Raw genomic sequence first — 20,644 nt, forward strand, 5'->3', positions numbered from 1 at the left:
CGGGCCGACGGCCCGGCCGGCTCCCCTGGGCTACGGCGTCAGCACCAGACCGATGCGGACACCCGTCGGCGTGCCCAGCGCCGACGTGCCGTAGAAGACGCCGGAGGCCGGCGTGATGCCGCTCGTGCTGCTGTTGTCCAGTTGCAGCACCGTGCCGTTGTTCGCGTCCTCGCCGTCCGCGCCGATCGCCACGTCCGCGCGCACGTAGCCGGACAGGTCGGCCAGCGTGACGGACGAGCCGAGGCGGTCGTTCGACTCCGTCGTGCCCGGCATGCCGGTCGTGTCCTGGTGGTACGCCACCGATCCCGTCGCCGTCGGCCCGGTCGAGGAACCGCGCAGCAGGATCACCATGCCGGCGTTCGTCTGTGCGACGCCGCCGCGGGTGATGTCCTCGCCGGGCAGGCCGGTGAGGATGTCGTCGTAGCCGTCGAGGTTCGCGTCGCCGACGGACACGGACGCACCCATGTCGTCGCCGGTCTCGCCCGTCTCCGGCACCCCGGTCGTGTCCTGGCCGAGCGACTTGCGGCCGGTCGACGTCAGACCCGTCGACGAACCGAACACGACGGTCACGGCACCGCCCTTGAGCGTGTGGCCCGACTCCGTGGTGCTCGGCTGGCCGACCGCGAGGTCCGCGTAACCGTCGCCGTTGATGTCGCCCGAGGCCAGCGAACGGCCGCCGCGCGCCTCCAGAATGCCGACGCGCTGCAGGCCGGTGGCCGAGCCCTTGAGCCACAGCAGACGGCCCACGCCGCCCGGGTCGCGGTACGAGATCGCCACGTCGCCGTAGCCGTCCTTGTTGAAGTCACCGGCCGCCGTGCTCGCGTACGCGACCGCTCCCGTGTACGCGGCGGTGTTCAGGTAACCGGAGCGTGCGACGCCGGTCGCACTGTCGAACACCCACCAGCGGCCGGGCTTGCCCGGCGCCACGGAGAACACGTCGGAGTTGCCGTCCGCGTTGAAGTCTCCGGTGGCCACGGCGGCGCCCAGCTTCTCGCCCGCCACGCGCGTCGTCTCGTTGGTCCAGTACGACTTGCCCGAGCTCAGGCCGGGACCGTGGAGCACGGTCACCTGGCCGGTGTCCGCCTGCGTGGAGGTGCCGTCCTCGCCGGGCGCGCCGACGAGCAGGTCGCCGTAGCCGTCGCCGTTGACGTCGCCCCACGCGCTGTCCGAGCCGAAGCCGTCACCGGCCTCGGAAGTGCCCGGCACGCCGGTGCTGTTCTGGTTGATCGTCCGGCGGGCCGCCGAGCTCGGGCCGTCGCCGTTGCCCGGGAGCACCACGACGCTGCCGTCGCTGCTGGAGACCCGGGGCAGGCCGACGACCAGGTCCGGCACGCCGTCCCGGTTGAAGTCGCTCGTCGGGATCGCGGAGTTGCGGCCGGCGCCGGCCGCGAAGTCGCGGATCGCGGTCATCTTCGCGTACAGGTTCTTGCCCGGGCAGGCCGTCGCGAACGCGTCCCGGTGACCGGAGATCACGCTCATGGTGGCCGACTGGCCCTCGGTGTACTTGCCGGTGTCGCCCTGGGCGACCAGCGTCACCGTGCCCTTGGGGTTGCCGCCGTACTGCCCTAGCTTCCATGCCGCGACGCGCGCGGTCGACTGCAGCGCGGCGGTCGTCGGACGGCCCGCCGCCTTACCGGTCGCCGTGTCGCCCTCGAAGTCACCGAGCAGGGCGATGCCGGTGGAGTAGCTGTTGAAGCCGTACGTGTGGGCGCCCTTGACCGGCAGGTCGGCGCCGCCGCCGCGGCCCTCGAAGATGCGGCCGCACTTGTCGACCAGGAAGTTGTAGCCCAGGTCGTTCCAGCCCTCGGTCGTGACGTGGTACGTCATGATGCCGCGGACCAGGGCGGCGGACTCGGCGCAGCTGTAGTTGTTGGAGCCGACGGTGTGGTGGACGTAGACGGCCTGCACCTTGTCGATGTACTCGGCCGGGTCGTCGACGATCGACTCGTCGGCGCCCCACTGGGCCCGCGGGATGATCGGCGGTCGCTTCACCGTCGACGGCGGCGCGGTCGGCCTGGTGGCGGTGGGGCTGGGGCTGGGACTCATACTCGGGCTCGGGCTCGCCGAGCCGCTCGGGGACGGCGGGACAGGGACCGAGTCCGCGGGCGTCGGCGTCGCGGAGTCCGTGGGGGTGCCGGTGTCCGACGGCGAAGCCGCGTCGGTGGGCGTGGCGGAGTCCGAGGGCAGCGCCGTCTCCGAGGCGAACGCGGCCGGTTCCATGTCCGTGCCGGCCGGGTTCTTCGCCTCGGCCCTGCTGACGCCCGGGTCGACCATGTGCAGCTTGAGGTTCTTGGGCAGCGCCTTGCTCGCCTTCACCCGCACCTGGACGGCGGTGGAGGGGCCGACCCACAGCGGCTCGGAGGCGCCGCGGGCCGTGCCCTCCGGGCTGTCGGGGCCGTGCGAGTCGAGCTCCAGGGCCTGCCAGGGCGACCACTTGCCCGACTTCTTCTCCCGCGTACGCACCTGCGCGGTGCCCTCGACCTCGGCCGACGGGCTGTCCCAGCCGATGCCGACGAGTGAGAACTGCTCGGTGTCGGTCGCCGGCAGCTCCCGGTCGGTGGCCGTTCCGCCGCCGAGCTGCATCGTGCGCAGGGCGGCGGCCCGCTCCTGCTGCTTCTGACCGCCGGGGGAGTCGGACGGGTTGGCCGTGGCGATCGTGACGATGCCGGCTCCGCCGAGAACGACGGCGCCGAGGGTCAACCACGCCCGGCGCTTCATGCTCAGTGGTCGGTACGCATGCGACGTACGCGGGCTCAAATGCCCCACCTCTCCAGAAATGTCCATGTGTGGCTCGCCTCCTGAGGCGGGCGGCCCACGCATCCCAGCGGCCCACGCCGCGCGGGCATCACGGGTTCGCACCGACTTGTGGCGCACCTCACACGGGGTGGCAGTCCCGGCAATGCCCGGAGCGCCCCGCCGGGCGGGGCACGGGCGCAGGGCGAAGCCCGAACGCCGGACGGAAAGCGGGACCGGGTCCGGCACGGAGCCCGGTCCGGGAAGGGCGGAGCCCCACCGCGCGGTGGAGCCGCAGATCGGTGCGGCAGCCAGGGGCCGGGCAGCGGACCGCGCCTTCGCGGCCGACCTCTCCCCCGCGGCGGGATGTGAGCGGAGGGGCACGTTCCGGATGGCGCTGGCGGGGTACCCGCCCCCGGCGTAGCGTCATGACACGAGAGTGCGTGTCACGACCCCGTGGGTGACACAAGGAGGCCCGGCGATGATCCGCAACGTCATCGGCTCGATCCTCGCTCTCGTCGGAGCGACGGCCGCCGTATGGAGCCCCTTCCGTGACTGGTACGACGGCCGTCACGGGCGCGATTACCGCATCCAGGACCTCTTCGGCGGAATCACGCCCAACGAGGGGGCGCTCTTCACTTCCCTCCTGCTCCCCATGGCTTTCGCCGCCGTGGTGACGCTGGTCGGCCTGCTGCTGCGCTCCCGCTTCATGGTGGCGCTGGCGGGCGTGATCGTGCTGGGGTTCACCGTGCTGTGGATGGTCCGCCAGGGTCAGGAGTCCGGCAGTCTCGCGGCGGGCGGTGACGGCGAGGGGCTCGGGCTCGGCGTGGGGCTCGCGTTCGGCGGCGGTGTGCTGCTCCTGCTGGCCGCCGCGGTGATGAGCGGCCGCCGCGCGCCGCGGCACAGGCGCGAGGAGCCGTACGAGGAGGAGCTGCCGGGCCAGTCGCCCGCGGACGACTGGGGGCCGTACGGGCAGGACCCGAACGCCCCTGCCCCCTACCGGGACAGGGACGCCGACACGGCGTCCTACCCTCCGTACGAAGAGCCCGAGGCCCCGCCGCGGCACTCGCGGTTCAGGCGCCACTGAGGCCGCGCCCGGCGGCCACAGGCGCAGGGCCGACCGCCGGAGCGGAGGGCGGTGGGCATCAGGCCGCCGTTCCCTGCGGATCCTCGACGGCGAAGAGCCCGGCCCGCTCGGCGGCGACGTCCCGCATCCGGTGCACGGGGCCGAGAAGCAGTTCGTCGGCCGCGGCACGTTCGCCGTACCGGCGCACCTGGGGGCCGGTACCGCCGGTGAGGCGGACCGCCTCGCCCGCGACGGTGCGCTGCGCCTCCAGGCCCGCCGCAAGCGCGAGGGCACCCGCGGCCGGGTCGCAGGCCGCGTAGTAGGCCGCGGCGCGGGCCGCCTGGACGTGGACGTACAGGTCGGCGAGCCGGTGCCCGAGAAGGGCCCCGCGGGCCCGCAGGTGCTCGACGGTCCGGGACAGTGCGCCGGCGGCCGCGCCCGCCGCTTCCGCAGCGAGCAGCGCGGCGGCCGCGCGGCCGGTGGCGGCGAGGACGCCAGGGACGCGGGCACCGTCTTCCGCACCGAGCAGCGCCGCGGGGCAGTGGCGGAGTTGGAGTGCGGCCCGAGGGCGGGTCCCGTCGGGCGTCGCGAGCCGGGCGCGGGTCAGGCCGGGGGTGTCCGCGTCGACGAGGAAGAGCAGGGCGCGGCTGCGCGGGAATCCGCCGGTGTGGGCGGCGACGATCAGCAGACCGGCGCTGTGGCCGTCGAGGACCTGTGGCGCCTCGCCGTACAGGGTCCAGCCGTCGCCGGTCCCCCGTGCCTGGATGCCGCCGGCCCGGCCGCCTCCCGCCCAGGCGCCCTTGGTGTTGTCGCCGGTCAGGGCCAGCGCGTCGGCGAGGCTGCCGGGGACGGCGAGCGTGCACGTGAGGGAGGCGTCCGCGATGCGCGGCAGGAGCCCGGAACGCTGTTCGGGGGTGCCGAGCGCGAGGATCAGGGGTGCGGCCAGGCCGGCCGTGGCGAGCAGCGGGGACGACAGCAGGGCCCGGCCGGTCTCCTCCTGGACGACTGCGAGGTCGGTGAGGGGACGGCCGGTGCCGCCGTACACGGCCGGAAGCGTGAGGCCGGGCAGGCCGAGCCGCCGGGCGAGACGGGCCCACAGGTCGCGGTCGTGTCCTTCGGGAGCGTCCGTGGCGACTCCGGTGAGCGCTTCGCGCAGGGCGCGGCGGAACTCGTCCTGCTCGGCGGTGAAGACGGCATCCATCCCGGGCTCCTCTCCACAGTGACCTGACGGACCGTCATATTAGGCCCCTGGCGCATGGATGCCCATGCCCATACGCCTTCGACGCTGCTTCGAGCAGCGCCCGGCCAACCGACATCTGATGTACCGTCAGGTGCATGCCCTCCACACCGCGCAAGGTCGCCGTCGTCGGCATATCCCTCTCGGACTGCGGCCGCCTCGACGGCCCCACCCCCTACGCACTGCACGCCCAGGCGGCCCGCCGGGCGCTCGCGGACTCCGGCCTGGACCGCTGCGTCGTCGACGGCCTCTGCTCGGCCGGTCTCGGCGTGCTCGCGCCGGTCGAGGTCGCCGAGTACCTGGGGCTGCGGCCGGTCTGGGTCGACTCCACCGCTGTCGGCGGGGCGACCTGGGAGGTAATGGCGGCCCACGCGGCCGACGCGATCGCCGCCGGTCACGCGAACGCGGTGCTGCTCGTCTACGGGTCGACGGCCCGCACGGACATCAAGGCGGGCCGCCGCACCTCCGACCTCTCCTTCGGCACCCGCGGCCCCCTCCAGTTCGAGGTGCCGTACGGCCACACGCTCGTCGCCAAGTACGCGATGGCCGCCCGCCGCCACATGCACGAGTACGGCACGACCCTGGAGCAGCTCGCCCAGGTGGCCGTACAGGCGCGGGCGAACGCCGCCGCAAACCCGGACGCCATGTTCCGCGACCCGATCACCGTCGACGACGTGCTCGGCGGACCGCTGATCGCGGACCCGTTCACCAAGCTGCACTGCTGCATCCGCAGCGACGGCGGCTGCGCGGTGCTGCTGGCGGCGGAGGAGTACGTACCGGACATCCCGAAGGCCCCGGTGTGGATCCTCGGCACCGGCGAGCACGTCTCCCACACCACCATGTCGGAGTGGGACGACTTCACCCTCTCCCCGGCGGCGGTCAGCGGCCGGCTCGCGTTCGAGCGGGCCGGGGTGCGGCCCCACGAGATCGACGTCGCGGAGGTCTACGACGCCTTCACCTACATGACCCTGGTCACTCTGGAGGACCTCGGGTTCTGTGCCAAGGGCGAGGGCGGCTCCTTCGTGGAGAAGGGGCGGCTGCTGCGGGACGGCGAGCTGCCCGTGAACACGGACGGCGGCGGCCTCTCCGCCTGCCACCCCGGCATGCGCGGGCTGTTCCTGCTGGTCGAGGCGGTACGGCAGCTACGGGGGGAGGCCGGCGGCCACCAGGTGCGGGGGGCGGGCGGCAAGCTGCCGGAGCTGGCGATCGCATCGGGGACCGGGGGCTGGTTCTGTTCGTCGGCGACGGTGGTGCTGGGCCGGGGGTGACGTGTCCGCACCAGGACCCGGGATGTTGAATGCGTCCATGGACCACGAAGAGCGCGACCCGCAGGTCGCCTTCCGCGCGCTGCTGCGCGCACAGCGGGTCTGGGACGTCCCGCTGCCCGTCTTCGACCCGGCCGGCGCTCCCGGCGAGCCGCTGCCGCTTTTCCACCGGTGGTTCGGCGAAGCCGTGGCGGCCGGGCAGCCCGAACCGCACACCATGACGCTGGCGACGGTCGACGCGCAGGGGTGCCCCGACGCGCGGATCGTGATGCTCCACGACGCGGACGAGCGCGGCTGGCACTTCGCCACCCATGCGACGAGCGCGAAGGGGCGGCAGCTGGCGGCCCGACCGGAGGCGTCGCTCGTCTTCTACTGGGCCGCTCAGGGCCGTCAGATCAGGGTGCGCGGCCAGGTGGTCCCCGCCTCGCCGGAGGAGAGCCGGGCCGATCTCGGCGCCCGTTCGACGGGGGCGCTGGCGGCGGCACTGACCGGGCGGCAGAGCGAAGTACTGGGCTCCGAAGAGGAGTTGTCACGAGCTTCGCAGGCTGCGTGGGAAAAGGCGCAGGCGGACCCGGACGCGCCGGCGCCGACATGGACGCTGTACGCGCTTCAGCCGCGCGAGGCCGAGTTCTTCCAGGGCGACGAGCGGCGCCGGCATGTGCGGCTGCGCTACCGGCGCTCTCCGGGCGGCGTGTGGCAGCGGGAGCTGCTCTGGCCCTGACCGGACCCTCCGGCGGGCCGGAAGAGGGGGACGGTGACGCCGTCCCCCTCCGCGCGGAAGACGGCCGTCAGCTCCATCCCGACGGCAAGGCGCTCCGGTGGGCAGTCCACCACCTCGGTCATCATCCGCGGCCCTTCCGCCAGCTCGACGAGCGCCGCCGTGTAGGGAACGCGGTCGCGATGGGGCGCCAGGTCGTTGCGGTGGACGACGGACCACGTGTAGAGCGTCGCGCGACCGCTCGCCCGTTCCCAGGCGACGTCCTCGCTCCAGCAGTGCGGGCAGAACTCGCGCGGATAGTGGTGCGGCTTCCGGCAGCCGCCGCAGCGGCGGATCAGCAGTTCGCCCGCGGCCGCCGCGTCCCAGTAGGGGCGGGTGAAGTCGTCGATCCCGGGGGTCGCCGGAGTGCCGGTCACAGGAAGAGTCCGATCGCGTTGTCGAGGGACCATGTCTGCCAGGACATGGCGAAGAGGGCGACGAGCGATATCAGGACCATCATGGCGTTCTGTCCCTGCTCGGCCCAGTCGTGGATCATGAGGACGAGATAGAGGAGATTGAGCAGCAGCCCGCCGACGAGTGCGATCGGCGTGAGGAAGCCGCTGATCAGACCCAGCCCGAGGGCGAGTTCGGCGTACACGACGATGCGGGCCGTCGCCCGGGGTCGCGGGGCCACGACCTTCTCGAAGCCGGTACGGACGGCCTGCCAGCGGTGCTCGGCGGCGACGCCTGCCGCCCAGGCGATGCCCGTGCCGCGCTCGAACCAGCCCTTCCTGTCCTTGTGGCGCCAGCTCTCCAGCCACCACAGGCCGAGGCCGATACGCAGGACGGCGGCCCATTCGGCGCCGGTGAGCCAGATCGTCTGCATGGCCCGGGACTCCCCTCACGCGCATTTCTGACGGTACGTCAGTTCAGCGGACGGAAGCGACCCGCGCAAGAGGCAGGGACATAGAGGGACGAGCAGGGCTGTCCGGTCGTGACCGATTCGCAACCGAACCCCCTCTTGACCGATACCCATCAATTCGGCCGGTCGTTACTCTCACGCTCATGACCGACGAAAAGGACAACGACAGATACCCGGGCATCGACCGGACGAACGACCGGCCCGTGTATGTCGTCGGCGGCGGCCCGGGCGGTCTCGCCGCAGCGGCCGCACTGCGGGAGCGGGGCGTACGGGCCGTCGTGCTCGAGAAGTCCGAGTCGGTCGGCGCCTCCTGGCGCCTCCACTACGACCGGCTCCATCTGCACACCACCCGCAGGCTCTCCGCTCTCCCCGGCCTGCCGATGCCGCGCTCGTTCGGCCGCTGGGTCTCGCGCGACGACCTCGTCCGCTACCTGGAGAAGTACGCGGAGTTCCATGAGCTGGAGGTCGTCACCGGCGTCGAGGTCTCCCGTATCGAACCGGCCGGGAGCGACTGGCTGCTGCACGCCACGGGCGGGCGCGAGCTGACCGGCCGGGCGGTCGTGGTGGCCACCGGCTACAACCACACCCCGCACCTGCCCGACTGGCCGGGCCGCGACACATACACGGGCGGACTGCTGCACGCGGGCGACTACCGCAACCCGGTGCCGTACGCGGGCAAGGACGTCCTTGTCGTCGGAGTGGGCAACACCGGCGCCGAGATAGCCGTCGACCTGGTCGAGGGAGGGGCCGCGCGAGTACGGCTCGCGGTGCGCACCGTCCCGCACATCGTGCGCCGCTCCACGGCGGGCTGGCCCGCACAGCGCACCGGCGTGCTGGTCCGCCGGCTGCCGGTGCCACTGGTGGACAAGGCCGGGGACCTCATGTGCAGGATCGCCGTGCCGGATCTGACCGAGCAGGGGCTGCCGCGCCCCGACACGGGCCTGTACTCCCGGGTCGAGCAGGGCGCGATCCCGGTCCAGGACGTGGGCCTGATCGACGCCGTCCGCACGGGCCGGGTGGAGCCCGTCGCAGCTCTTGACGCGTTCGACGACGGCAAGGCGGTGCTGGCGGACGGCACTCGGATCTCACCGGACGCCGTGATCGCCGCGACCGGATACCGGCGCGGGCTGGAAGGCGTCGTCGGGCATCTCGGCGTCCTCGACGAGCGCGGCCGGCCGGTGGTCCGTGGCGGCCGGACACCCGAGCAGGCACCCGGCCTCTACTTCACCGGCTTCACCAACCCGATCAGCGGCATGCTCCGCGAGATGGCGATCGACGCCCGGAAGATCGCGAAGGCGCTTTCCTAGAACCGGTCCGCCGCTTTGCGCGCACAACGGTTCCTGACTACCAGCCAGTTCGGTAATCTGACTATGCGTCAGTTACCTGGCCGGGCAGCTCGGCCATCGAGCAGGAGCGGAGACCAGCGATGCTCGGATCGACTCACGGCACACTCACCTCCGGCCTCCGCGCGCGCGTCGTCGCCTGCGGCGACCGGCCGAGAAACGCCGTCCACGAGGCGGCCGGACCCGCCGTCTCCGCCGGTGACCTCGATGTCGGCGGCCGTCCGCTGTACGCACCGGTGCCCGACCTGGACCGGTTCTTCCGCCCCTCCTCCGTCGCCGTCGTCGGCGCCTCGGACGCGGAGGGCCGGCCGCACACCGGCATCACCCGGCAGCTCGTCGACTGGGCGGCCCGCGTCGGCGCCCGTCTGCACCCCGTACACCCCACTCGCACGTCCGTCTTCGGCCTCGACTGCGTGCCTTCGGTTGCCGAACTCCCCGAACCGGTCGACCTCGCCGTACTGCTGGTCGGCGACCCGCTGCCGGTGATCGAGCAACTCGGCGAGGCAAAGGTGAAGTTCGCCGTCGCCTTCGCCTCAGGCTACGCGGAGACCGGCGACGAGGGCGCCGCCGCCCAGGCACGGCTGGCGTCCGCCGTGGAGCGCTCCGGCGTCCGGCTGCTCGGACCCAACACCAATCTGAACGCCTTCGAGAGGTTCCGCGACGACCTCGAAGGACCGGCCATCGCGCTGATCACCCAGTCCGGCCACCAGGGGCGGCCTGTCTTCACGATGCAGGAGCTGGGCGTACGGCTCTCCCACTGGGCACCCACCGGCAACGAGGCCGACCTCGAGACCGCCGACTTCATCTCGTACTTCGCCGAGCGCCCCGAGGTCGGAGCCATCGCCTGCTACGTGGAGGGCCTGAAGGACGGGCGCTCGTTCCTGCTCGCCGCCGACCGGGCGGCCCGCCGGGGTGTGCCGGTCGTCGCGGTCAAGGTCGGCCGCACCGACGCCGGGGCGCGCACGGCCGCTTCGCACACCGGCAAACTCACCGGCAGCGACCAGGTGGTGGACGCGGCGATGCGGCAGTTCGGCGTGATCCGCGTCGACGGCCTCGACGAACTCCAGGACACCGCGGCCCTGCTGGCCCGTGCCCGCCGACCGGTCGCCGACGGGGTGGCCGTCTACTCGATCTCCGGCGGTACGGGCGCCCACTTCGCGGACCTGGCCACCGCGGCCGGCCTGTGGCTGCCACGACTCGGCGACGCCCGGCAGAACGAACTGCACCAGTGGATACCGCCGTACCTGAACGTCTCGAACCCGATCGACAACGGCGGTCACCCCGTGGGCGACCGGCGCGGCCGCAAGATCATCGACTCGATCCTGGCCGACCCCGAGGTGGGCGTGCTGATCTGTCCGATCACCGGGCCCTTCCCGCCGATGAGCGACAGACTCGCCCAGGACCTGGTGGACGCGGCCGAGACCACCGACAAGCTGGTGTGCGTGGTGTGGGGCTCACCGGTCGGCACGGAGTCCGCCTACCGTGACACGCTGCTCGGCTCCTCCCGCGTCGCCACCTTCCGCACCTTCTCCAACTGCATCACGGCGGTTCGCGCCCATCTGTCCCACCACCGGTTCACCGCCCGCTACCGCTCCCCCTTCGACGAGGCCCCGCGCACCCCGTCCCCGTCCTTCCGTAAGGCCCAGGCGCTGATGCAGCCCGGCAGGCAGCTGAGCGAGCACGCGGCGAAGAGCCTGCTGCGCGCGTACGGGATCCGGGTGCCGCGTGAGCAGCTGGTGACCAGTGCGGCCGCGGCGGTACGGGCGGCAGCGCTGGTCGGCTACCCGGTCGTGATGAAGGCGTCGGCGCCGCAACTCGCGCACAAGACCGAGCTGGGCCTGGTCAAGATCGGCCTCACCTCCGCCAGCCAGGTACGTGACGTCTACCGCGAACTCACCGAGATCGCCCGCTACGAGGGCGTCGACCTCGACGGCGTGCTGGTGTGCCAGATGGTCGAGCGGGGCGTCGAGATGGTCGTCGGGGTCGCCCAGGACGAGCTGTTCGGCCCGACCGTGACGGTGGGGCTCGGGGGCGTACTGGTCGAGGTGCTCCACGACACCGCCGTGCGTGTCCCGCCCTTCGGCGAGGACCAGGCACGGGACATGCTCGGCGAACTGCGGGGCCGCGCACTGCTGGACGGCGTACGGGGCGGCCCGCCGGTGGACGTGGACGCGCTGGTGGAGGTGGTCCTGCGGGTCCAGCGCATGGCGCTGGAGCTCGGCGACCACCTCTCGGAACTGGACGTCAACCCGCTGATGGTGCTGCCCCGCGGGCAGGGCGCGGTGGCACTGGACGCGCTGGCGGTGTGCCGGTGACGGGCGAAGACGCCCCCGGCGACGTGCTCGGCGCCGTCACCGACGGCGTCTCCTGGATCACGCTCAACCGCCCCGAGGTGATGAACGCGGTGACATGGGCGCAACGGGAGCGGATCATCGGCCTGCTCGCCGCGGCCTCGTCCGACCCGGCGATCCGCGCGGTCGTCGTCACCGCGACCGGGCGTGGCTTCTGCGCGGGCGCCGACCTCGGCGACGCACCGGCGCGTGTCCCTGCCCCGGGCGACGTGGCCCGTACCATCCGGCTCGGCGCGCAGCGGCTGATCGGGGCCGTACTGGACTGCGAGAAGCCGGTGATCGCCGCGGTCAACGGCACCGCGGCGGGCATCGGCGCGCATCTGGCGTTCGCCTGCGATCTGGTCCTGGCGGCGGAGGGCGCGCGCTTCATCGAGGTGTTCGTACGGCGTGGCCTGGTGCCCGACGGCGGCGGAGCGTACCTCCTGCCCCGGCTGATCGGCCCGCAGCGCGCAAAGGAGCTGATGTTCTTCGGCGACGCCCTGCCCGCGCAAGAAGCCGCCCGCCTGGGCCTCGTCAACCGGGTCGTCCCCGCGGACGCCCTGGAGAAGACGGCCCGCGAGTGGTCCGGGCGCCTCGCCACGGGCCCGACCCGCGCGCTCGCCCTGACCAAGCACCTGATCAACACCTCGCTCGACGCCGACCGTGCGACATCCTTCGCCGCCGAGGCCACGTCCCAGGAGCTGAACATGGCGACGAGGGACGCCCGGGAAGGGGTGGCGAGCTTCCTCGAGCGCCGGACCCCACGGTTCGAGGGCGGCTAGCGGCTTCCCATCTGACGTACCGTCAGGTTCAATGGACGGCGTGATGGGACACGCAGCCATGGCCGCCACTGCCGTCCGCTACCTCCGGTCGGTCGGCGCGCCCGTCGGCGTCGAGAGGTACGAGGCGCTGCCGCCGCCCGTGCTGCGGGCGGTCGCCGAGGACGAGAGGCCGCCGGTCGCGGCCGGGGAGTTCCGGCGGGTGCTCGGGCACTTCGCGAGCGGGGTGACCGTCGTGACCGCGGTCGACGAGGACGGGCCGGCCGGGTTCGCGTGCCAGTCGTTCGCATCGCTGTCGCTGGAGCCGCCGCTCGTGGTCTTCATGGTGGGGCGTGCGTCCACGACCTGGCCGCGGATCGCCCGCGCCGGGCGCTTCTGCGTGAACGTGCTCGGCGAGGAGCAGGACGGATTGTGCCGGGGCTTCGCCGTGAGCGGGGCGGACAAGTTCGCCCGGGTGACCCACCGGCCGGCGCCCGCGACCGGGTCGCCGTTGCTGGACGGGGTGGTGGCCTGGATCGACTGCACGGTCCAGGCGGTGCACACCGGCGGCGACCACCTCATCGTGGTGGGACACGTCGAGGCGCTGGGCGCCGAAGAGGACCGCGTACCACTGCTGTTCCACCGAGGCCGGTTCGGACGGTTCGACGTCTGATTCCCTCCAGAGGCAGGGCGGACCGGCATCCGCCGGACAGCGGCCCGGGGTCTTTCATTCGACCAGGTCCGAACGAGAGACCCAGGCCTCTCGTTCGGATCACGCCCGGGTCGCGCGGCCCGATCCGGACGGCAGGCCCCTGACGGCGACCGGGGACGGCTTCGGCACCGGCTTGCGGCGGATGACCAGGGCCATCAGGGCCGCCGCCGCACACAGGGCGCCGGAGGTGTACCAGACCATGACATCCGGCGCTTCCCCAGCGCGCTCACCATGCCCGGCGCTCCCCCGGCGCGCTCACCATGCCCGGGCGCTGCCCTCAGGCCGGGCACGGCTTCGCGAAGGGGTGCCGATGCCCTCGACCGCTTGAACCGCGCCCGCGCCGCTCAGAAGGTGAGCACCCCGCGTGCCACCCGTCCGTGCTTCGCGTCGTCCGCCGCCTTCGCGAAATCCTCGACCGGATAGGTGGCGGTGACCAGTTCGTCGAGGAGGAGGCGGTCCTGCCGGTACAGGTCCGCGTAGAGGGCGATGTCGTGCTGCGGCCGGGAGGAGCCGTAGCGGCAGCCGAGGACGGACTTGTCCAGGAAGAGCGACGCCGGCAGGAACGACGCCTGCGCGGTCGGGGACGGCATGCCCAGCAGGACCGCCTGGCCACGGCGGTCGAGCAGTTCGATCGCCGCACGGATCAGCGCGGTGCTGCCCACGCACTCGAAGACATGGTCCGCGCCGGTGGGAAAGAGCCCCCGTACGCCGTCGACGGAGTCGAGGAAGTCCGTGGCGCCGAACTGCCGGGCCACCGCCTCCTTCGCCGGGTTCGTGTCGACGGCGACGATCGCCGAGGCGCCCGCGATCCTCGCTCCCTGCAGGACGTTGAGGCCGATGCCGCCGGTGCCGATGACGACGACGGTGTCGCCGCGGTCCACCCTGGCCCGGTTCAGTACGGCCCCGACGCCGGTCAGCACGCCGCAGCCGATCAGCGCGGCGGAGGTGAGGGGGATGTCGGCGGGGATCTTCACAGCCTGCACGGCCTTGACGATCGTCTGCTCGGCGAAGGCGGAGTTGGCGGCGAACTGGAACACCGGCCGGCCCGCACGGGAGAAAGGGCGGCCGGGGCGGCCGATGGTCCGCCGGCACATCGTGGGGCGGCCGCGGTCGCAGTCGGCGCAGGCACCGCAGTTGGCGAGGGTGGACAGCGACACATGGTCGCCGGGGGCGACATGGCCGACGCCGGGGCCGACCGCCGCGACGACGCCCGCGCCCTCATGGCCGAGGACGACCGGGACGGGGAACGGAATCGTCCCGTCGACGACGGACAGGTCGCTGTGGCACAGGCCGGCGGCGGCGATCTCCACCAGAACCTCGCCCGGACCGGGGTCGCGTATCTCCAGGTCGTCGACGACCCGGACCTGCTCCCCGTCGAACAGGACAGCCTTCACCGTGGCTCCTTCGGCAGGCCGAGCACCCGCTCGGCGGTGATGTGGGGCCGGCTCTCGTCCGGTGCACGCGCGCGCCGTTCACGCAGTGCGTGCTGTTCCCGGTGCCGTTCACGCATTGGGGCGGGCACCGCGCTGTGCCGCCGAGGACATCGCCTCCAACTGCGCCAGGAGCGGCATCGGGTCGGTGCCGACCGTGCCCGGAAGGAAGTCGGCTATCCGTTCCGGGGTCCAGGGGCCCTCGCCGTAGGCGGCGCGCAGTTCCCTCGGCTGGGCCCAGACCGCGATCTTGGGACCGGCGACCGTGTAGACCTGACCGGTGATCCCCTCGGCGCGTGCGCGCTCGGAGAGGAGGTAGACGACCAGCGCCGCGACGTCCTCGGGCTCGCCGATCTCCTTGAGTTCCATCGGGACGCCTGCCGACATGCGGGTACGGGCGACCGGGGCGACCGCGTTCGCCGTGACGCCGTACTTGTGCAGGCCGAGCGCCGCACTGCGCACCAGCGAGATGACGCCGCCCTTGGCCGCCGCGTAGTTGGCCTGGGACACGCTGCCCTGGTGGTTTCCGCTGGTGAAGCCGATGAGCGTGCCGGAGCCCTGCGCCCGCATCACCGCGGAGGCGGCGCGGAAGACGGTGAAGGTGCCTTTGAGGTGGGTGGCGAGGACGGGGTCCCACTCGTCCTCGGACATGTTGAACAGCATCCGTTCGCGCAGGATCCCGGCGACGCACACGACCCCGTCCAGGCGTCCGTACTCGGCGAGTGCCACGTCCACGAGCCGCTGCCCGCCCGCCATCGTGGCGATGTCGTCGGCCACGGCGACGGCCGTGCCGCCCGCCGCCTCGATCTCCTTGACGACGCCGTCCGCGATCTCCGACGTGGGTGAGGCCCCCTCGATCGAGACGCCGAGGTCGCCCACGACGACCCTCGCGCCCTCTGCGGCGCAGGCCAGCGCGACCGCCCGTCCGATGCCGCGGCCGGCCCCGGTCACGGCGACGGCCTTGCCTGCCAAGAAGTTCCCCACGACCGGCCCCTTCCCGCATTTTCTGACGGACCGTTAGATTCTCGGGAGTCGGATGCACGAACACAAGACCCGGGAGGCCCCATGTCACTGCCGGCCGCGTTCCACGACATCGCGAAACGCGTCAACAACTGGGGGCGCTGGGGTGATGACGACGAGATCGGCACCCTGAACCTGATCACCGAGGAGGCGGTAAGGGGCGCCGCCGCCGCGGTCCGCGGCGGACTGCGCATCCCCCTCGCACTCCCCCTCCGGCAGGACGGCGTGCAGACCGGCGTCATCCCGGGCCGGGTCAACCCGCTGCACACGATGGTCCAGATCAACCAGGAGCTGTTCGGTCCCGGCACCGTCGCCACCAGCGACGACACCGTGACGATGGGGCTCCAGTCGGCCACCCACTGGGACGCCCTGACCCACGCCTCGCACTCCGGCCGCCTCTACAACGGCCGCCCTGCCGACACCATCACGCCGCACGAGGGCGCCCGTTTCAGCGGTATCGACAAGGCCCCGCCCGTCGTCTCACGCGGCGTACTGCTGGACGTGGCGCGCGCCAAGGGCCTCGACCGGCTGCCCGGCGACCACGCCGTCACACCGGAGGACCTCGACGAGGCGGCGGAGTTCGGGCGTCTCACCGTCCGCGGCGGCGACATCGTCCTCGTACGGACGGGACAGATGCAGCTCTTCCTCGGCGGCGACCGGCACGGCTACGGATATCCGTCGCCAGGTCTGTCGGTGCGCACGCCCGAGTGGTTCCACGCCCGGAATGTCGCCGCCGTGGCGAACGACACGCTCACGTTCGAGATCTTCCCGCCGGAGATCGAGGACCTCTGGCTGCCGGTGCATGCGCTCCATCTGGTGGAGATGGGCATGCTGCAGGGCCAGAACTGGAATCTGGAGGCGCTGTCCGCAGCCTGTGCGCAGCAGCAGCGCCACGCCTTCCTGCTCTCCGCGATGCCGGAGCCCTTCGTGGGCGGCACCGGCACTCCGGTCGCCCCTGTGGCCGTGCTCTGACGCCCAAGGGCTCCGACACCCCAAGGACGGTCACGCCCCGCGTGCCACGACGGGCGCGCCGGTCAGCTGGGGCGTGGCCGTGGGCAGCCCACGGTCGACCTCGCACCAGATGGACTTGCCGGCGCCCTCGCGCTGCCAGCCCCAGCGGTCCGCGAGTCCGTCGACCAGTTCCAGGCCACGCCCACCGGTGTCCTCACTCCTGGAGTGCCGAGGTCTGGGCGGGCAGGCGCTGACGTCGGCGACCTCGACCCTGACCGTCCCTGCCTCCGCCACACCTCCGCCGAAGAGCATCCGCAGCACTGCCGGACAGCCGGTGTGCACCACGGCGTTGGTCACCAGCTCCGAGATCAGCAGGATCAGTGTCTCGGCCAGCGGCTCGTCGTCGCGCATCCCGGACTTCACGAGCCGCGCCCTGGCCCATCTTCGGGCCCGCCCCACCTCCGAAGGGTCGGACCCGATCTCCAACTGCACCTGAAGCACCTGCACCGCTCACACCACCCGAACCGGCGGACACATAGCCTCGCGCCTCACAGCCATAACGGAATGTGATTCCCTTACGGCCCAGCATGGTTGACTGTCAGTCACCGCAACAAGCGCTTCGGGCATATTCCAGCGCGAAGGAGTACGCATGGTGCATACTGTGCGACGCACCTCGCGGCGAGTCGAACACAGTGCCGCAGAACGCATTCGCACAGGCCGAACAGCGCGCGTCGACGAGCCCGGGACCGCCGTACCGGCGGCACCGTGAGACCCCGTCATCGCAGCGACTCGCATTGCACGGAGCGTACCGGAGTGCCACCCCGACTCCACCCTGTGACGAGTCGGCGTAAGGACACAACCCGATATCGACGCACAGTCACGGTTCACAGTGCTGAGGCCAACGCCTGTGCCTGAATCTCCTCCGCCTGCACCGTCGTGAGCCACATCTGCGCCCGCAGCAGGGACCGTTTGAGGTGGAGATGGACATCGGCCTCCCAGGTGAAGCCCATCCCGCCGAACACCTGCAGACAGTCCCTGGCACCCCGTACCGCCGCGTCGTCGGCCAGCAGTTTGGCCCCGGCGATCTCCGTGAGGTCCCCGGTGACGGCCGCCGCACGGACGGCGGCACGGGCCACCTCCGTGCGTACCAGCATCTCGGCACACAGGTGCTTGACGGCCTGGAAGCCGCCGACGGGTTGCCCGAACTGCACCCGGTCCCCGGCGTGGCGCACCGCATCCTCGGTGCTGCGGGCGGCGCTGCCCAGTTGTTCGGCGGCGGTGAGGAGAACGGCGGCACCCAGCAGCGGGCCCGACGCGGCGGGAGGCGGGTGCGGGAGCCGGTGCAGGGGCGTGAGCGGGTCGAGGGACCGTACGGCGGCCGCTTCCCCGGCCGCCACGACATGCGGAGCACCGGCCCCGATCGTGACGAGGACGTCTGCGTCGACCAAGTGCGCAACGAGGGAGGAAAGTTGTCCCGCGCAGGTGACGACCGCGGTGCCGTCCGCCGCCCCGGGCACGGACCCGGCCGCCAGCTGGGTCGCCACCAGCGGCCCCGGCAGCAGTGCCCGGCCCGCCTCCTCGAAGACCAGCGCCGCTTCGGGCAGGCCCAGTCCGGCGCCGCCGTCGCTCTCCGGCAGCCGCAGCGCGAAGAGCCCCGCCCTGCCCAGCTCGCGCCAGAGGTCCCGGTCGAGCCTGCCCTCACGGTCGACGGCGGCCCTCAGCGCCTCGCGTCCGAAGCGGCGGGTGAGCAACCTGCGCACACCGCTGCGCAGTGCCCGCTGGTCGTCGGTGAGCCGGAAGTCCATCAGCGCCCCTTCGGCAGGCCGAGGATGCGTTCGGCGACGATGTTCCGCTGGATCTGCGACGTGCCGGCGGCGATGGTGTACGAGAGGGAGGACAGCCGCTCGAGCGTCCACGGCCGGGACAGGTCGAGCGCGTCCGGCCCGAGGACCTCTGCGGCCGCGTCGTACAGCTCCTGGCGGGCGTGCGAGTAGCGGAGTTTGAAGACGGACCCGCCGGTGCCCGGGAGGCTGCCGTTCGAGGCCGCCGCGCTGACGTTCCACTGGATGAGCCGCCACAGCGCCGCGAACTCGGCGTACAGCCGGCCGAGCCTGCGGCGGACCGCCGGATCGTCCCAGCTGCCGTTGGCGCGCGCCTCGGCGGCCACTTCGGCGAGGGTGCGGCGGCAGGCGACGACCTCGCCGGCGAAGGCGGTGCCACGTTCGAACGACAGCGTGACCATGGTGACGCGCCAGCCGTCGTTCTCCTCCCCCACCCGGCACGCGACGGGCACCCGCACCTCGTCGAGGAACATCTCGGCGAACTCGGCCGATCCGGCGAGCGTGCGCAGTGGCCGTACGGTGATGCCGGGGGCGTCCATCGGCATCGCGAGCCAGGTGATGCCGCGGTGCCGGGGGGCGGCCGGGTCGGTGCGGACGAGGAGTTCGCACCAGTCGGCGACTTCGGCGTGCGAGGTCCAGATCTTGGAGCCCGTCACGACGTACGCGTCGCCGTCTCGGACCGCCTTGGTGCGCAGTGAGGCGAGGTCGGAGCCGGCGTCCGGCTCGCTGAAGCCCTGGCACCAGATCTCGTCGCCGCGCAGGACGGGCCCGAGCCAGCGTTCCCGCTGCTGCGGGGTGCCCTCGGCGGCGATCGTCGGCCCGGCGTGCAGCAGCCCGACGAAGTTGGCGCCGACGTAAGGCGCCCCGGCCCTCTCCGTCTCCTCGAGGAAGATCAGCCTGAGGGTCGGGGAGGCGTCCCAGTGCACCTCGCCGTATCCGGCGTCGTACAGCGCCCGCTGCCAGGCGGTGTCGTACGCCCGCCGCGCCGGCCAGTCGTCGGGCGGCGGCCGTGGGGGCAGTTCGGGCACGGCCACGGCCAGCCAGTCACGCAGCCGGGACCGGTACTCCTCTTCGGCGTCGGTGTACGCCAGATCCACTACGAGTCCAGGTCCAGGCCGAGCATGCGGATCGCGTTGCCGCGCATCAGCTTGTACACGGTCTCGTCGTCGAGGTCCTTCACATGGTCGAGGGCGACCTCCTTGGTGTGCGGGAAGGTCGAGTCGACGTGCGGGTAGTCGGTCTCGAAGGTGGCGTTGTCGCGGCCGACGACGTCGATGGAGTCGACGCCGTGCTTGTCGCGGAAGAAGCAGCAGAAGATCTGCCGGTAGTAGTAGGTGGAGGGCGGTTCGGGGATCAGGTCGCGCACCCCGCCCCAGGCCCGGTGCTCCTCCCACACGTCGTCGGCGCGCTCCAGGGCGTACGGGATCCACCCCATCTGGCCTTCGCTGTAGGCGAGTTTGAGGCGCGGGAAGCGGACGAGGACTCCGCTGAAGAGGAAGTCCGTCATCGAGGCCATGGCATTGTTGAACGACAGCGAGGCCTGCACCGCGGGCGGCGCGTCCGGCGAGGCTGCGGGCATCTGGGACGACGAGCCGATGTGCATGTTGACGACCGTTCCGGTCTCCTGGCAGACGGCGAAGAGCGGGTCCCAGTAGCCGGAGTGGATCGACGGCAGTCCGAGGTGGGTGGGGATCTCGGAGAAGGTGACGGCGCGCACGCCGCGCGTGGCGTTCCTGCGGATCTCCTCGACGGCGAGGCCGATGTCCCACAGCGGGACGATGCACAGCGGGACGAGCCGGCCGCCGCTGTCGCCGCACCACTCCTCGACCATCCAGTCGTTGTACGCCCGCACGCAGGCGAGTGCGACCTCCTTGTCGTGCGCCTCGGCGAAGGTCTGGCCGCAGAAGCGCGGGAAGGTGGGGAAGCAGAGCGAGGCCTCGACGTGGTTGAGATCCATGTCCTTGAGGCGTTCCACCGGGTCCCAGCAGCCGGGGCGCATCTCGGCGCGGGTGATGCCCTCGAGGGTCATGTCGTCGCGGTCGAAGCCGACGGCCGCGATGTTGCGTTTGTACGGGAACTTGAGGTCCTCGTAGATCCACCAGTCGGCCGGCGGGCCTTCGGGGTCCATGGTGATCCGGTACCTGCCGCCGACGTAGGCGAGCTCCCCGATGCCGGCGGTCAGCGGCTTGGGTCCGCGGTCGCGGTACTTGGCGGGGAGCCAGGTCTCGAAGAGGTGCGCCGGTTCGATCACGTGGTCGTCGACACTGACGATCCGGGGCAGTTCCTGTTGCATCGGGACCTTCCTCCGCTTCTGACGGTACGTCAGTTCTGATGTCAGG

General features: G+C 72.2%; 18 protein-coding genes and 1 pseudogene. 8 read left to right on the forward strand and 11 right to left on the reverse strand.

Going from position 1 to position 20,644, the window contains the following annotated elements; genetic code table 11:
* Nucleotides 1-30: 30 nt before the first annotated feature.
* Nucleotides 31-2,784 (reverse strand): FG-GAP-like repeat-containing protein, encoded by a 2,754-nt coding sequence (locus IE198_RS24660; RefSeq protein ID WP_189890223.1) that lies wholly within the window; start codon nt 2,782-2,784, stop codon nt 31-33.
* A 430-nt stretch (nt 2,785-3,214) separates the two neighbouring features.
* Between IE198_RS24660 and IE198_RS24665 the strand changes: the two genes are divergently transcribed.
* Complete coding sequence (locus IE198_RS24665; protein ID WP_189890226.1) at nt 3,215-3,820, forward strand: hypothetical protein; 606 nt, start codon at nt 3,215-3,217, stop codon at nt 3,818-3,820.
* A 58-nt stretch (nt 3,821-3,878) separates the two neighbouring features.
* On the opposite strand, the gene IE198_RS24670 is transcribed toward IE198_RS24665, so the two are convergent.
* Nucleotides 3,879-5,000: an acyl-CoA dehydrogenase family protein gene (locus IE198_RS24670; protein ID WP_189890228.1), complete on the reverse strand. Its 1,122-nt coding sequence runs from the start codon at nt 4,998-5,000 to the stop codon at nt 3,879-3,881.
* 134 nt (nt 5,001-5,134) lie between these two features.
* On the opposite strand from IE198_RS24670, the gene IE198_RS24675 reads away from it, so the two are divergent.
* Both IE198_RS24675 and IE198_RS24680 read left to right on the forward strand, forming a co-directional pair.
* Nucleotides 5,135-6,304, forward strand: a complete 1,170-nt coding sequence (locus IE198_RS24675) for a thiolase C-terminal domain-containing protein (protein ID WP_189890229.1) — start codon at nt 5,135-5,137, stop codon at nt 6,302-6,304.
* Between the two features lie 37 nt (nt 6,305-6,341).
* The gene (locus tag IE198_RS24680; protein ID WP_189890232.1) at nt 6,342-7,022 is read left to right on the forward strand and encodes a pyridoxine/pyridoxamine 5'-phosphate oxidase; all 681 of its coding nucleotides are present in this window, start codon (nt 6,342-6,344) and stop codon (nt 7,020-7,022) included.
* Here IE198_RS24680 and IE198_RS24685 read toward each other — a convergent pair.
* Both IE198_RS24685 and IE198_RS24690 read right to left on the reverse strand, forming a co-directional pair.
* Nucleotides 6,971-7,435 (reverse strand): Zn-ribbon domain-containing OB-fold protein, encoded by a 465-nt coding sequence (locus tag IE198_RS24685; protein ID WP_229834295.1) that lies wholly within the window; start codon nt 7,433-7,435, stop codon nt 6,971-6,973. The two genes, IE198_RS24680 and IE198_RS24685, sit on opposite strands and share 52 nt — an antisense overlap.
* Nucleotides 7,432-7,884: a DoxX family membrane protein gene (locus tag IE198_RS24690; protein ID WP_189890235.1), complete on the reverse strand. Its 453-nt coding sequence runs from the start codon at nt 7,882-7,884 to the stop codon at nt 7,432-7,434. The genes IE198_RS24685 and IE198_RS24690 overlap by 4 nt, the downstream gene beginning before the upstream one ends.
* 179 nt (nt 7,885-8,063) lie before the next feature.
* Between IE198_RS24690 and IE198_RS24695 the strand changes: the two genes are divergently transcribed.
* The 4 genes from IE198_RS24695 (at nt 8,064) to IE198_RS24710 (ending at nt 13,024) form a co-directional block, all read left to right on the forward strand.
* Nucleotides 8,064-9,227: a flavin-containing monooxygenase gene (locus IE198_RS24695; RefSeq protein WP_189890236.1), complete on the forward strand. Its 1,164-nt coding sequence runs from the start codon at nt 8,064-8,066 to the stop codon at nt 9,225-9,227.
* Nucleotides 9,228-9,346: 119 nt separating this feature from the next.
* On the forward strand, nt 9,347-11,578 hold the full coding sequence (locus IE198_RS24700) for an acetate--CoA ligase family protein (RefSeq protein ID WP_189890237.1): 2,232 nt from the start codon (nt 9,347-9,349) through the stop codon (nt 11,576-11,578).
* 80 nt (nt 11,579-11,658) lie between these two features.
* Nucleotides 11,659-12,375, forward strand: a complete 717-nt coding sequence (locus tag IE198_RS24705; protein WP_308426851.1) for an enoyl-CoA hydratase/isomerase family protein — start codon at nt 11,659-11,661, stop codon at nt 12,373-12,375.
* 58 nt (nt 12,376-12,433) lie between these two features.
* Complete coding sequence (locus tag IE198_RS24710) at nt 12,434-13,024, forward strand: flavin reductase family protein (RefSeq protein ID WP_189890387.1); 591 nt, start codon at nt 12,434-12,436, stop codon at nt 13,022-13,024.
* A 99-nt stretch (nt 13,025-13,123) separates the two neighbouring features.
* Here IE198_RS24710 and IE198_RS24715 read toward each other — a convergent pair.
* The 3 genes and pseudogenes from IE198_RS24715 to IE198_RS24725 form a co-directional block, all read right to left on the reverse strand.
* Nucleotides 13,124-13,264, reverse strand: a pseudogene (locus IE198_RS24715) (hypothetical protein); the annotation flags it as partial.
* Nucleotides 13,265-13,407: 143 nt separating this feature from the next.
* Nucleotides 13,408-14,457 (reverse strand): Zn-dependent alcohol dehydrogenase, encoded by a 1,050-nt coding sequence (locus IE198_RS24720; protein ID WP_189890239.1) that lies wholly within the window; start codon nt 14,455-14,457, stop codon nt 13,408-13,410.
* 108 nt (nt 14,458-14,565) lie between these two features.
* Entirely contained in the window at nt 14,566-15,477 is a 912-nt protein-coding gene (locus IE198_RS24725; RefSeq protein WP_189890241.1) for an SDR family oxidoreductase, read from the reverse strand.
* A gap of 81 nt (nt 15,478-15,558) precedes the next feature.
* Between IE198_RS24725 and IE198_RS24730 the strand changes: the two genes are divergently transcribed.
* The gene (locus tag IE198_RS24730) at nt 15,559-16,485 is read left to right on the forward strand and encodes a cyclase family protein (RefSeq protein WP_189890243.1); all 927 of its coding nucleotides are present in this window, start codon (nt 15,559-15,561) and stop codon (nt 16,483-16,485) included.
* Between the two features lie 30 nt (nt 16,486-16,515).
* On the opposite strand, the gene IE198_RS24735 is transcribed toward IE198_RS24730, so the two are convergent.
* The 4 genes from IE198_RS24735 to IE198_RS24750 form a co-directional block, all read right to left on the reverse strand.
* Nucleotides 16,516-16,971, reverse strand: coding sequence for an ATP-binding protein (locus tag IE198_RS24735; RefSeq protein WP_189890245.1), 456 nt, complete (start codon nt 16,969-16,971; stop codon nt 16,516-16,518).
* Nucleotides 16,972-17,348: 377 nt separating this feature from the next.
* Nucleotides 17,349-18,269, reverse strand: coding sequence for an acyl-CoA dehydrogenase family protein (locus tag IE198_RS24740; RefSeq protein ID WP_189890247.1), 921 nt, complete (start codon nt 18,267-18,269; stop codon nt 17,349-17,351).
* Complete coding sequence (locus IE198_RS24745) at nt 18,269-19,402, reverse strand: acyl-CoA dehydrogenase family protein (protein WP_189890249.1); 1,134 nt, start codon at nt 19,400-19,402, stop codon at nt 18,269-18,271. Before IE198_RS24745 ends, IE198_RS24740 begins: the two co-directional genes overlap by 1 nt.
* The gene (locus IE198_RS24750) at nt 19,402-20,598 is read right to left on the reverse strand and encodes an amidohydrolase family protein (RefSeq protein ID WP_189890251.1); all 1,197 of its coding nucleotides are present in this window, start codon (nt 20,596-20,598) and stop codon (nt 19,402-19,404) included. Before IE198_RS24750 ends, IE198_RS24745 begins: the two co-directional genes overlap by 1 nt.
* Between the last annotated feature and the right edge of the window lie 46 nt (nt 20,599-20,644).

This window comes from Streptomyces xantholiticus (assembly GCF_014651015.1).
Lineage (GTDB): Bacteria > Actinomycetota > Actinomycetes > Streptomycetales > Streptomycetaceae > Streptomyces > Streptomyces xantholiticus.